The 12849-nt window shown below is 39.0% G+C and carries 13 protein-coding genes and 1 tRNA gene; 7 read left to right on the forward strand and 7 right to left on the reverse strand.

The window, feature by feature from the left end; genetic code table 11:
* Positions 1 to 50 precede the first annotated feature (50 nt).
* The 4 genes from SAE01_RS09915 to SAE01_RS09930 all read left to right on the forward strand — a co-directional run bounded on the left by SAE01_RS09915 (position 51) and on the right by SAE01_RS09930 (position 2916).
* Positions 51 to 121 (forward strand) — tRNA-Cys (locus SAE01_RS09915).
* Positions 122 to 310: 189 nt separating this feature from the next.
* Positions 311 to 1060 (forward strand): DUF2490 domain-containing protein, encoded by a 750-nt coding sequence (locus SAE01_RS09920; RefSeq protein ID WP_147203594.1) that lies wholly within the window; start codon positions 311 to 313, stop codon positions 1058 to 1060.
* Positions 1061 to 1271: 211 nt separating this feature from the next.
* Positions 1272 to 2312 (forward strand): PorP/SprF family type IX secretion system membrane protein, encoded by a 1041-nt coding sequence (locus SAE01_RS09925; RefSeq protein WP_147203595.1) that lies wholly within the window; start codon positions 1272 to 1274, stop codon positions 2310 to 2312.
* A 250-nt stretch (positions 2313 to 2562) separates the two neighbouring features.
* Complete coding sequence (locus SAE01_RS09930; RefSeq protein ID WP_147203596.1) at positions 2563 to 2916, forward strand: T9SS type A sorting domain-containing protein; 354 nt, start codon at positions 2563 to 2565, stop codon at positions 2914 to 2916.
* A 4-nt stretch (positions 2917 to 2920) separates the two neighbouring features.
* Here SAE01_RS09930 and SAE01_RS09935 read toward each other — a convergent pair whose 3' ends face one another.
* Positions 2921 to 4093: a class I SAM-dependent rRNA methyltransferase gene (locus SAE01_RS09935; protein WP_147203597.1), complete on the reverse strand. Its 1173-nt coding sequence runs from the start codon at positions 4091 to 4093 to the stop codon at positions 2921 to 2923.
* Between the two features lie 114 nt (positions 4094 to 4207).
* Here SAE01_RS09935 and SAE01_RS09940 point away from each other — a divergent pair, with 114 nt between their 5' ends.
* The gene (locus tag SAE01_RS09940; protein WP_147203598.1) at positions 4208 to 4771 is read left to right on the forward strand and encodes a nucleotide exchange factor GrpE; all 564 of its coding nucleotides are present in this window, start codon (positions 4208 to 4210) and stop codon (positions 4769 to 4771) included.
* Between the two features lie 293 nt (positions 4772 to 5064).
* Complete coding sequence (gene dnaJ / locus SAE01_RS09945; protein ID WP_147203599.1) at positions 5065 to 6237, forward strand: molecular chaperone DnaJ; 1173 nt, start codon at positions 5065 to 5067, stop codon at positions 6235 to 6237.
* A gap of 115 nt (positions 6238 to 6352) precedes the next feature.
* On the opposite strand, the gene SAE01_RS09950 is transcribed toward dnaJ, so the two are convergent.
* The 6 genes from SAE01_RS09950 to SAE01_RS09970 form a co-directional block, all read right to left on the reverse strand.
* On the reverse strand, positions 6353 to 8119 hold the full coding sequence (locus SAE01_RS09950; protein WP_147203600.1) for a YfbK domain-containing protein: 1767 nt from the start codon (positions 8117 to 8119) through the stop codon (positions 6353 to 6355).
* A 52-nt stretch (positions 8120 to 8171) separates the two neighbouring features.
* Positions 8172 to 8711 carry a hypoxanthine phosphoribosyltransferase gene (gene hpt, locus SAE01_RS09955; RefSeq protein WP_147203601.1) on the reverse strand — a complete coding sequence of 180 codons (540 nt, stop codon included), beginning with the start codon at positions 8709 to 8711 and terminating at the stop codon, positions 8172 to 8174.
* Positions 8712 to 8743: 32 nt separating this feature from the next.
* Positions 8744 to 9817 carry a glucosaminidase domain-containing protein gene (locus SAE01_RS09960; RefSeq protein ID WP_147203602.1) on the reverse strand — a complete coding sequence of 358 codons (1074 nt, stop codon included), beginning with the start codon at positions 9815 to 9817 and terminating at the stop codon, positions 8744 to 8746.
* Complete coding sequence (locus tag SAE01_RS09965) at positions 9817 to 10461, reverse strand: O-methyltransferase (protein WP_147203603.1); 645 nt, start codon at positions 10459 to 10461, stop codon at positions 9817 to 9819. The genes SAE01_RS09960 and SAE01_RS09965 overlap by 1 nt, the downstream gene beginning before the upstream one ends.
* Positions 10462 to 10973: 512 nt before the next feature.
* Positions 10974 to 11150 (reverse strand): hypothetical protein, encoded by a 177-nt coding sequence (locus SAE01_RS24455; RefSeq protein ID WP_170234128.1) that lies wholly within the window; start codon positions 11148 to 11150, stop codon positions 10974 to 10976.
* A 329-nt stretch (positions 11151 to 11479) separates the two neighbouring features.
* Complete coding sequence (locus SAE01_RS09970) at positions 11480 to 12031, reverse strand: hypothetical protein (RefSeq protein WP_147203604.1); 552 nt, start codon at positions 12029 to 12031, stop codon at positions 11480 to 11482.
* A 320-nt stretch (positions 12032 to 12351) separates the two neighbouring features.
* On the opposite strand from SAE01_RS09970, the gene SAE01_RS09975 reads away from it, so the two are divergent.
* Complete coding sequence (locus SAE01_RS09975) at positions 12352 to 12678, forward strand: VOC family protein (protein ID WP_147203605.1); 327 nt, start codon at positions 12352 to 12354, stop codon at positions 12676 to 12678.
* Positions 12679 to 12849 lie beyond the last annotated feature (171 nt).

The raw sequence follows: 12849 nt of genomic DNA on the forward strand, positions 1-12849 counted from the left end.
TTGAACCAAGACAAGCAACAATAAAAAATCATTAAAAACACCTTTTAAAAAGTTGCGTGGCCGAGTGGCAAGGCAGGGGTCTGCAAAACCTTTCACGGTGGTTCAAATCCACCCGCAACGTCTCTTATTTTTAAACAAGCAATCGTTAGTGGGCGGTGTTTTTACACTGCCCTTTTTCAAAATGTACGTCGATCTTAGTGACCAATCTCATATGAACAATAGAATTACAACAGCCGAACGGAGCGTCGCAACCAAAGTTTAACAAGAGAAATAAAGCTGGCTAAAAAATAAACCTAAGAAATAATAAGAAATGAATAAACTGATACTAGCACTCGTAATTTTTACTTTTTCAACTCTATCGCTTTCGGCTCAGCAAACTAAGAGCACAAGCGACGTACAACAAATTTGGCTTGGTTACTTTAACCAGGCAAGACTGACTAACAAGTTCGGCATATGGACTGATTTGCACTTGCGTACTAAAGAAGATTTTACCAACAATTTTTCTCAGTCAATTGCCCGTGTCGGCCTTACTTATTACGCTACTGACAATACAAAACTAACAGTAGGGTATGCCTACGTTTCCAATTATGCTGCAGAAGGTCATACCAATGTCACGCAACCGGAGCATCGCGCCTGGCAGCAGGTTCAGTGGCATACGAAGTATGGTAAAAACCGGACGATGCAATGGATAAGATTGGAGGAAAAATACAGGCGCAAAATCTTAAACGACTCCACACTGGCAAGCGGCTACAACTTTAATTACAAATTACGCTACAACCTGTTTTACGAAATCCCCTTCAGCCAAAAGCCTGAAAATCGACTTTCATTTGTAGTGAACGATGAAGTACATTTAAACTTCGGGAAACAGGTTGTTTACAATTATTTTGATCAAAACAGGTTTTTCCTAGGCTTTAAGTTCAATACCAATAAGCATGACAATGTACAGCTAGGCTATATGAACCAGTTTCAGCAATTGGCAGCTGGCAACAGGTATAGAAACAATCATGTTATTAGGCTTTTCTACTTCCAAAACCTCGATTGGCGGAAGAAAAAAAGCTAGGCGGGAAAACTTTTTTCCCTCTGCAGATCACTCCGTTCACTATTAATCGTTTATCTTCAAAACTGGAATACTTATCGTTTGATCCCTAATCTTGTCACGGTTAAATACCTTTTAGCTGTTTCAAAAAGGGGTTCGTTAATTATTGCTAAAACCAATTTCTATTCAATAAAACTTTAAAGTTGACGTTATATCTGGTATCCAATCCTGTGTTATGACAAACTTTCGAAACTTATTAATTAGTGCCATTGTTCTGGCATTCTTTATACCGGCTGTCGCGGGGGCACAGGACATTCATTTCTCTCAATTTTTTGAAACTCCTTTACTACGTAATCCTTCGCTTGCAGGTATTTTTAATGGTGACATTCGTATACAAGGCGTTTATCGTAGCCAGTGGGGTAGTGTGACAGTTCCTTATAAAACGGGTTCATTTAACATGGAGTACAAAAAACCGATTGGCCAAGGCGATGATTTCATAACCACCGGATTACAACTTGTTTACGATAAAGCGGGAACCACAAATTTTACCACAAGTAATGTTTTGCCTGCGCTGAACTATCACAAATCATTGGGTTCTAACAAAAGCAGTTACTTGTCCCTGGGTTTTATGGGTGGGCTGGTACAACGAAGAATTGACCGCAGCAAAATGACCACTAATAGTCAGTTTGACGGCAATGGGTACAATCCTTCACTTGCAGATGGGGAGGCTTTTGTAAATGATAACTTCTCTTACCTTGATGGAAGTGTTGGGATGACTTTTAACTCTGCAATGTCCCCCGATCGTCCGCAGGACAACTACTTTATAGGTGTTGCGTACCATCACTTTAATCGCCCCAAAAATAGCTTTTATCGCAGGCCCGAGATTGAACTAAGCCCCAAGTGGGTATATTCTACAGGCGTTCGTTTTGGAGTAAGTGAAACTTCGTACTTAACTATACAAGCTGATCATACAACCCAAGGCCCTTCAAAGGAAACTGTGGCAGGGGTGATGTATTCTACAAAAATTGGAGATGATTATCAGAACCCCGACTATACTCTACATTTTGGTGGTTTCCTGCGTTTGGAAGATGCCTTTATACCTGTGGTTAAACTAGATTACAATCCTTTTTCTATTGCATTTAGCTACGACGTAAACGTCAGCCAATTAAGGACGGCCAGCCAGGGTCATGGAGGTTTGGAGCTTTCTGTTACCTATATCGGATTTTTCGATAGAGACAATAGCAGTAAGAATGCCACCAAATGCCCACGGTTCTAACAGTTATTTAATACTTCAAGAGAGGCGGGATCACTCCCATTAAACGATTTCAGATTTCAGCACAAGGATAAAATCGGTAAGTTAAAGAGCGATTTTGCAGGAAATTATAGAGGTTTCACACAATTAGGTTTCAAAAAGAAGCGTTAAGGTTAATATCGGTAGAGGCTTTCACTTTTTACAATTGTGGCCAAAATTTTGTATATCGATAATAATAATTAATTTTAAATAAATCGAGAGGCGATAGCTAAACATGAATAAATTTTACTTAGTTATTTTTTTTACTGCACTTACTTTGTTTACTCAGGCCCAGGATGGTAAACCAAGTGACACTCCTTTTTCTGCAGAGATAGTAAAAGCTAAAGTGTTAAAGTTTTACCCCAATCCTGCTACCGGTGTTATCAACTTCGAATTTTTAAAACCCGTCCAACGAGACCTGACGTTACAGGTGTTTAATTTTATAGGTAAAAAAGTATTTGAACTGAACGGAGTATCCCAAAAAACATCCGTTCCTCTTAACGACTTTTATCGCGGCGTTTACATCTTCCAGTTGCGGGATAAGTCGGGGCATATAGTTGAGTCGGGCAAATTCCAGGTAAGCAAGTAGGCTGTTATAGAACCTGTACAATCAGAAACTTTAGGTAATTCGTATTTTCTATTCCCCAAATAATAGGATGGTCGCTTGCCTGCGCTCTAAATGTTACCTGCCTAAGTCTTCTTCTTGCGTCTTTTGCCGCCAGGTTTATTGTTTCTAAAAAACGCTCAGGCGAAACAAGATTAGTACAGCTACTTGTTACCAAAAAACCTCCGGGTTTAACTAGTTTCATCCCTCTTAGGTTTATCTCTTTATAACCCGTTAAAGCTTTATCGATATTTTCCCGGCTTTTTGTAAATGCTGGAGGGTCAAGCATTACTACATCGTATTGACGTCCATCTTTGCCCCACTGTTTTAATACATCGAAAGCATTGACCGCCTCAAACCGGCAAACTTTAGATAGTCCGTTTAACTCCGCATTCTTTGTTGCCTGCAGAACAGCATTTTCCGAAATGTCTAATCCTAATACACTTTTTGCCCCATAGTGAGCGGCGTGGATTTCGAACGTCCCCGTGTAGGTAAAAACACCAAGAACATCTGCCCCTTTTACAATGTGGCGAATAGCTCGCCTGTTGTCTTGCTGATCAAGAAAATAACCAGTCTTCTGTCCGTTTTCTATGTCGACGTAAAATTGTAGCCCGTTTTCTTTAATAAGAATGGTCGTATCCTGCGGTTCTGTCAACCAGCCCTTTTTTTGTTCAAGGCCTTCTAATTCTCTTACAGGCACATCGTTTCTTTCGTAGATGCCCTTTGGATTAAAAATGGATTGGAGTGCGTTGACGATAGCTGGTTTCCAAACTTCCATCCCATATGAGAGGGTTTGTAAAACAAAATAGTCATTGAACTTATCGATAATTAAGGCAGGCATAAAATCGGCCTCGCCGAAAATCAGCCTGCAGTTTTCGGTGTAACCTATTTTTTTCCTGTAATCCCAGGCAGATTGGATGCGGTTGAAAATGAACTGCTCATTGATTGTTTCACTTCTATCACGTGTGAGCAGTCGTACCGTAATTTGAGATTTTGGATTGATATATCCTTTTCCTACAAATTTTTTGTCATGGGTAAGCACCTCAACTATATCCCCCGGTTTAGTTTCGCCTTCGATTCTATCAATCTCGTTTGAAAAAATCCAGGGATGACCGTTCGCAACCCTTTGACTGATCTTCTTTTGTAAAACAGCATTTGCCATTTTGCAAATATAATTTTACATATTGTCTTTGCCTGTTTTTTCAAAATGTCAATTTGACCTTAAAACCTCTTTGGCAAAGTGTTTGACCTTTACCTTTGCGAAAAAAAGAAAAGTATGGCAGATCAAGAAACACAGCAAACCAACGGTCAATCAATGGAGGGAGTTGATATAAATTCTGATGACAATATTCCTGGAACTTCTCACCTAAGTGATACTTTAACCGACGAGGGAGAAACTGAGAAACTTAGGAGCGAGTTGCAAGAGCAAAAGGACAAATATCTAAGGCTTTTTGCTGAATTCGATAACTACAAAAGACGAACTGCAAAAGAAAGAATAGAGTTAATGCAAACCGCAGGCAAAGAAGTTATTGCTTCTATGCTTGACGTGTTGGATGACTGTGACCGCGCTGAAAAGCAATTACAGTCAACAACAGATCTTGACCAGATTAAAGAAGGTGTTCAACTGGTATTTAATAAGCTAAGAACAACGTTACAAAGTAAAGGTCTGAAGGCAATGGAAAGTGTGAAGACAGACTTCGATGTTGAAAAGCACGAAGCAATTACCGAAATTCCAGCACCGACAGAAGATTTAAAAGGTAAGGTTGTGGATGAGGTAACCAAAGGATATTACCTCAACGACAAATTGATCCGTTTTGCTAAAGTGGTGGTAGGTAAATGAAAGGGTTTGGGTAAAAAGGGTTAAAGCGTGTAAGACTAATTAATGTTTTTGTTTCGGGGAAATAAGAACTTAAAAGATAAAAGTGGCAACAGGTTGGAGAATACAATTAGTCGGGAGTATTTAAAAGCAACTTTCAATAAACCATTGTCTATTGCGTTTAATATAGGATTTGATTTGGAAGCTGAAGGGGAGTGTACTAGTGGAAGTACAAGTGAGTGACACAACAATGACGGGCTGAGAGAAAATGTTTATAAAATAAAATAATACTTCCTTTAAAGGGCGGTGAAATATTTATGTCAACGAAAAGAGATTATTACGAGGTGCTGGGTGTAGGCAAGTCTGCTGGCGCTGATGAAATAAAAAAGGCATACCGTAAGGTGGCAATGCAGTACCATCCTGACCGAAACCCGGGTGATCATGAAGCTGAAGAAAAGTTTAAGGAGGCGGCTGAAGCATACGAAGTCTTAAGTGATTCTGATAAGAAAGCGAAGTATGATCGGTACGGTCACCAGGCATTTGCACCCGGAAGTGGTGGTTTTGGCGGCGGTCATGCAAGCAACATGGAAGATATCTTTAGCCAATTTGGAGACATTTTTGGCGATGATATTTTTGGCGGCTTCTTTGGAAATCAAAGCGGCGGAAGAGGTCGCGGCGGTGGAAGAAGAGCAACCGGCCAACGTGGAAGTAACTTACGGGTGAAGTTGAAACTGAACTTTGAGGAAATTTCGAAAGGTGTCACAAAAAACATTAAAGTAAAAAAGTACGTAAGCTGTAATACTTGTAGCGGAAGCGGCGCGAAGGACAAGGGTAGCATGCAGACATGTAGTAGCTGTAATGGTAGCGGGCAGGTACGAAAGGTTCAAAATACTTTTCTTGGCCAGATGCAAACCGTTACTACTTGTCCTACATGTAATGGTGAGGGAACGACCATTACTGCTAAATGTCCTGCATGTAAAGGCGAAGGAAGAGTATATGGTGAAGAAATGGTGAGCCTTGATATACCGGCAGGAGTGCAGGAGGGTATGCAACTAAGCTTAAGCGGAAAGGGAAATGCCGGCGAAAGAGGCGGCGCAAATGGAGACCTGATAATTTTAATTGAAGAAGAAGCGCATCCTCATTTACATCGTGATGGATTGAATGTAGCTTTTGAGTTGTTTATTACTTTTCCTGATGCTGTTTTTGGAACTAATGTAGAAGTGCCAACGATTGATGGTAAAGCAAAAATCAAAATACCACCCGGAACGCAAAGTGGTAAGATCTTTAGGTTGAAAGGCAAAGGCTTTCCGGAAGTGAACGGGTATTCTAAAGGAGATCAATTGATCCACGTAAATGTATGGACTCCACAAAACGTAAGCAGTGAAGAAAGATCAATGTTGGAGAGAATGAACGATAGCAATAACTTTAAACCTCATCCTGATAAAAACGATAAAAGCTTTTTTGAAAAACTAAAGGAAGCTTTTAGTTAGTCAAAAAGTTTTTTGGGATAATACTGCCGAGTTAAAAAAACGCTGGATAATTCTTCCAGCGTTTTTCGTTAACGCGATCTTCAAATCTTGCTTGAAAATCATTTAAAGTAATCAGCTAGTTTGAAGGTTTGCTGGCAACATTTTTCTTTTTGGTTGTTTTTGGATAAAGTTTTTTAGCCTTCCCAATTAGATCTACAAATTCCATCTGCAACAAATCTTTCTTATTAGCCGAAGACGCAGCGAGATTGGATAAATCGTCCCACGAAAACGAATTGGAAAATTCAGATTGTTTCAATAAAGTTCCAAACATTATGACTGCAGATGCAAATCGTAAACAACTATCTGCAGGTTGATAATTATAAACGGCCTCGTGTCTTTCTGTTATAATTTGATCGCTTCCAGGTACTTTATAAGATAGTTGCAAAGATGCCAGGGGAACAGGTTTGCTATCAATTTTTATAGAAGAAGCGGGCACAATTTCAAAGGCAGCAAGTAACGAGTGGCCGCTGCCTACTTCGCCTCCTTCAAGCACAGTGCTCCTATCAGCTAAAGCGCTTTTCTTGTTATCAAAACCTATCAGCCTATATTTCTCTACTAAGCTTGCATCGAAAGTTGCATTTAAAAAGACGTTGCTTGCTACCGTATAGATTGTTTGCGCGAATTCTTCTACCAATACTTTTTCAGCTTCACCCTCATTATCGAGGTAAGCAAAATTTCCATGACCTTTTTTTGCCAGCACTTCCAACTTACTGTCTTTATAATTGCCCATTCCAACGCCGAGGCACGTTAAGTAAATACCGGCTTTGCTTTCTTGGGTTATCAAATCTTCTAATTCTTTCTCACTTGTTTGTCCAACATTAAAATCTCCGTCTGTTGCTAAAATCACCCGGTTATTTCCATTTGCTATAAAGGTATTTCTTGCTAATCTGTAAGCCATACGAATAGCAGATGCTCCTGGTGTAAAACCATGTGGTCTTAAACCTTCAATCGCTTCAATGATTTGTTGTTTGTAAAAACCTGATGTAGCAGGCAGCAATTCTGTTACCTGGTCACCGTAAGTAACGATGGTAACCTGGTCCTTTGGTCGCAGGTTTTCACTTAATAGTTTAAAAGCACTTTTTAGTAGTGGAAGGCGGTTAGGCATGTCCATGCTGGCCGACACATCAATTAAAAAAATAAGATTGGCCGGCGGAGTATTGTCCAGATTTATTTTTCTTGCCTGGAGGTTTATAAATAGCAACAAGTTGTTTTTATTCCAGGGACATTCTGTAAGGTTAGAGCTGAATGAAAATGTCTCTTTTTGATTACTTGCTGCCTTCATTTTCAGGTTGAAATAGTTCAACATTTCTTCAATCCGGACAGCGTCAACGGGAGGTTTTTCTTTTTGATTTAAAAACCGCCTGATATTGCTGTAACTAGCTCTATCTACATGAATAGCAAACCCCGTTTCAGGAAAGCTTTTAGTGGAAACAAAAGGATTTTCGATAGTGGAAGAATAAGTCTCCCCATCTCCCAAGGTCGTCTCAAGATTTGCTGGTTGAAGATTTTTTGTAAAAGAAGCGAGTTGTAAGGTTGTAGAAAGCGCTTTTCGGTTAGAACTTTTTAAAGTGAAGTGACCATATTGACTTGTGATAACGGCTGTTTTCAAAGTATCGTAACCGGGTAAGGAGAAAGTTATTGTATCTACTTTCAAGCTGGTCGGTATTCCAAACGTGCCGGAACTTCCGGTGTTAAAAGGATAGCTCCCTTTAGAAGCAAGAGTAATGCGGGCACCTTGCAAACCGTTTCCCTTTTCATCTTTTAGTTCGCCCCGCAAATAATATTGCGAGTCTGCCGCAGTTGCTGTAAGCAACAAGAATATAGTAAACGCAAGCGAACGCACAGTTTAGAGTTTGGATAAAAATAAACTTTATTTACCGTTACAGTAAATTCTGCTACTCTTCCTTAAGCTGGTATAGCTGCGACAGGTTTCTGCCTAGCCCGTTATAGTCCAGTCCGTAACCTAGTACAAACTTGTTGGGAATCGAAAAACAAGTGTAGTCGATGTCAACTGGATGAACGGTAGCTTCAGGCTTATGAAGGAGTACTGCAATTTTTAATGAAGCTGGTTGCTGATTAAATACCTGCGGTAAAAACTGGCTGAGCGTTTTGCCAGTATCAATAATGTCTTCAAGAATAATAATATCTCTTCCGTGGATGTCTGTATCAAGCCCAATGGCAGTAATAACTTGTCCAGAACTTTTTGTGCCTTTATAGGATGCGAGTTTGATAAAACAGATCTCAGATTCAATAGTAAGAAATTTGAACAGGTCGGCTGAGAACATGAACGAACCATTGAGGATAGAAATAAAAAGCGGCCTTTTGTCCTTGTAATCAGAATTAATTCGTTCAGCTAGCTGCTTTACTTTTTCAATGATTTTTTCTTCAGATAGATAGGGAATGAAAAATTTATCGTGAACTTGTATTGTAGACATCAGGCACTTTTGGGGCACAAGATAAGGTCTAATTACATATTCGATCCGCTTTTAAGCGAAGCAGTTGACGCAAGTCTTGGGGAAGAAGGCGCAGGATATTTTAGGTAAATTTTTTCGCCGATCGCAGGTTGCATTCCTTTTTGCAAGCCATTAAATTCCATAATCGTGGAAAGTTGGATGCCTTCCTTTTGAGCTATGTCGTGCATTGATTCGTTCTCTTCTACAATATGCAAATCTTTAGTTCCTTTTTTAGGTTTTTTCTGTAAGAAAATTAGCTGGTTAGTTGCAAGAATGTCTATTTGCTCCAATTCGTTAAACTCAATTAATTTCTTTAAACCAACGTTATGGTTATTTGCGAGAGCAAGTAACGAAGTGCCAGCTTCAGCATACACTACTTTAGCCTCATTGATATTAAAAACCGAATTAAGTGGATAGCCTAAATTTTTAAACTTCTCTTTTCCTGCATTTTTTACCCCTAAAACAGGAGAACTTTTTATTTCAGCGTCAATATCCAATTCATCAGGCTGTTTTTGATTAATGCTTCCGGTAGCGAACAACTCGTCACCCATCTCCTGGTGTTGCATAGCCAGAAGGGTATATGACTGTAGATTATTTTCGACAATTATCCTAATAAGCTGCTGAGCGTATACAGGATTTGTAGCATATCCAGCCTTCTTTAATCCTTTGGCCCAGCCTTCATAATCAGTAGGATCCAATTTGAAAAGAAAGGCGTACATCGGCCTTGTCTTTAAAAAGTCTGAATGATCTTTATACGAATCCTCAACTGACGGATATTTCCTAAAACATTCATTCTTAGCATCATCGTCGTGACGCATCGTTTCTCCTGTCCATTCAGCTTTACATTTTATTCCGAAATGATTATTTGCTAATGATGCCAAATCACTTTGGCCACCTGCTGTTTCAAGTATTCCCTGGGCCAGTGTTACCGACGCCGGTACCCCTGTGCGAAGCATTTCAGAGATGGCAAGTTCTTTGTAATTATTTACGTAAGCCTGTATTCTTATTTTGTCAGATTGACCAAAAGCAGAGGATAATAATAAGATTGCTGAAAGCAGTGTTGTAGTAAGCTTAGGTAATTTTATCATTATAGTTTTTTTATTAATAATAATCCGTCTCTAACAGAGAGCATAACCTGTTCAACCCTAGGGTCTTCGCGAACATGTTTATTAAATGCATCTATTGCAAGTGCATTCTTTCCTTTAATGGGTTGTTCCAGTACCTGCCCGTGAAATAGTACATTATCAGCTATGATAATTCCCTTTTTAGATAAGCGTGGTAAAACAAGTTCATAGTAGTCTACATAACTTACTTTATCAGCGTCAATAAAAACAAGATCCCATTCATGCGACAGTGTTGGAATAATATCTCTCGCATTACCTACGTGTAAAGTAATGAGATTATTGTTTTCAGCAAATTTAAAATTTGCTAATGCAGTATCTGCATCCTCCTGCCGAATCTCAATCGTGTGAAGTTCTCCGTCTCCCTTAATGCCCTTCAACAAACACAAAGCACTATAACCAGTAAAGGTTCCTATCTCTAAAATATATTTCGGCGCGAGGATATTGCTGATAAAAGCCAACAGTTTTCCTTGTACATGCCCACTTATCATATGTGCAAGTGGATGACCTTCAACTGTTTCTTTATTTATTCTTCGTAAAAGTTCGTCTTCTTCACTTGTAAACTGATCAACATATGCTTCGGCCAGGGTTGAGATTATTTCAAAAGGCATTGAATCAAAACTAGTAAAAATCTGAAAAAGCAACGGCGGCCCCAGCAAAAAGAAAGTGCTTCATTTTGAAAACTTTAACAGTTAAACAAGCAGCGGAAAGAAAATAAATTGAGGTTTCTGCTTTTTTCGAACTCATTTTTCAAACTCGTCAAATTCTTTTTGAGGAAGGATGGCTCTATTTTTTGCCACTAGTTCTACCATTATCAAATTTTGAAAAACGTCTTTCTGTATTCAACCTATTGCTTTTCTCATAGTAGAATGCACCTTTATTCCACCTAGTTCTATAAAAGATAGGTCTAGACATTATTTTAACTGATTCGATTAAATATCTAAAAAAGTAGAAGAGGGAAGAGGAGAAGTTATTTGTAAAGAGGTACCAGCCTCGGAAGAAGATTTATGAAAAGAATGAACCGAAGAGATTGTTGGTTGCCAACTACACCCATTAAATGAGCTTTAGTTGTGTCACTCACTTGTACGTCATCTTGTTAAGCAGCTCTAAAAGCGGATATCCACTATGCTACTACTCGTTTTTCCACACCTTCTTCCTTTGGGTTTGCCGCTTCCTTAAACTTGGTCTGTATGGCCGATTCTTTTATTTCTTTTTTGCTCGAAGCCGTCAAATAATTAAAATAAAAAATCATTGTTACGCCTGAAACAAACATAGCCGAAATCGTGACACTAAGAATCATAGGAAGAAAATTTGGTTGAACCAGTTGCAAAACGAGCTATCAAGTAACTATCTTTTAAACAATCCATACCTTTTTGATGACCTAGACTAAAAGTCCTGGGTCTCAATTGTAGTACAGATTTTATTTAAAGATGAAGACACAGTTCAAAGGGTTGCAAACGAACTGTCAATAAACCACCGAGATGCAAGCTTTTGAAAGAAAGCAGCAATGCGCTTGGAACGCTTTCATTACCACAACAAATTCTACTATCGACCTTTTAGCAATAGAATCTCAAAAACAGGAAACTGAGGTTGTAAAAATTTTGATGTTTGATCCCATGCGTAGGTTTATTATTCTTCCCTTCTGCCAAAAGTGAATGCATGGGAAATCCTCAACGCGAAAAGATTAGTGACCGCGTTGCCAAAAGTATGTTCATAACGAAGTCCTACATTAAACTGGACTCTTCCTGCCGGTTCGAAAAGGTAACCAAAACCAATTCCGGCCGCCGGTCCGGCTACTTTTTCATGCGCCCATCCATTGGTACTGTAGTCCGCAACAGGAGTATTGTTTTCGTAAATTCCTATAGTAGTCTCGCCGAAAGTATACCCGATATTAGGTTCAACATACAAGCCGGTGCCAGTTTGATTAAGGGTATACCGAAAACCTAACAATGCCGGAATTAAAGCTACCTCATCGTCCTCTTTATCTTTGAAGTATTGCAACGCCCCTTCCGCTGTGATATAATTAGCTTTAGATATAGGCACGCTAAAATTTAAAAAGCCTGCAAAACCCGTTGCTTTAAAGTTCTTTACCGATATGTGCGCAACCTCTATTTGCGCATTAGAAACGACGGACATTAATAACATAAAGTATAAAACAACGAATGGCTTTGTCAATAACATGGAACAATTTTTAAAATTTTATAACCCTGAAACAAATTCAGGCAACACATTAATACGATCCATAAAATTTATTGTCTGAAAGGGATTGAACTTGTTTTAATGTTTTTAAGACACTTTTTGGTAAATTCTAAGAACGAGATAAAGGTGGGCATCAACACCACATGAAAGCTTTTCTAAAACGCCTTCATAAATTCCTTGTTTGTCCAGTTAGTATTGTGCTTCGAAAGCGTGTCTGCCGCAAACACCCCCTTAATTTGACGTTTCTAGAAGTTAAGCGCTCAAGCTGCAGCGGTATATTTGTCCTAAACAAAATCGAAAAAATGAAATCAGTAAAAATAATTATGATTCCGGTTAATGACAGGCAAAAAGCTAAGGAGTTTTATCTGAAACTTGGGTTTCAAGTGCTAGTAGAAGCTCCTGCTGCTCATGGTGAGACGTGGATCCAGATGGGTCTTCCTGGTAGTGATACCAGCATTTCACTTGCAAGCTTTAGCGGCATCATTTGCGAAACGGATGATATTGAAGCTAAAGTTAAAGAGCTAAAAGAAAAAGGAATTGAGGTTGGCAAAATCGACAATACACCCTGGGGACGCTTCGCATGGCTGAAAGATCTGGATGGCAACAGTTTGTGTCTGCAGCAGAATTAGTTTGAGGATATAATTTAAGAGTTCAACCGATGCTTACCATTAACTTAATTGATTTGTTTCTTGAAAGCTCTTACGCTTTTGAGAAATAAAGTTTGTATTTAAAGAAATGAAGATTTAAAATTTTTTGCAATTTAGGTTTCAGCTGCGCCCTTTTCTGCCGTGGTTTTTATT

It is taken from the genome of Segetibacter aerophilus (genome assembly GCF_007991655.1).
GTDB classification, from domain to species: domain Bacteria; phylum Bacteroidota; class Bacteroidia; order Chitinophagales; family Chitinophagaceae; genus Segetibacter; species Segetibacter aerophilus.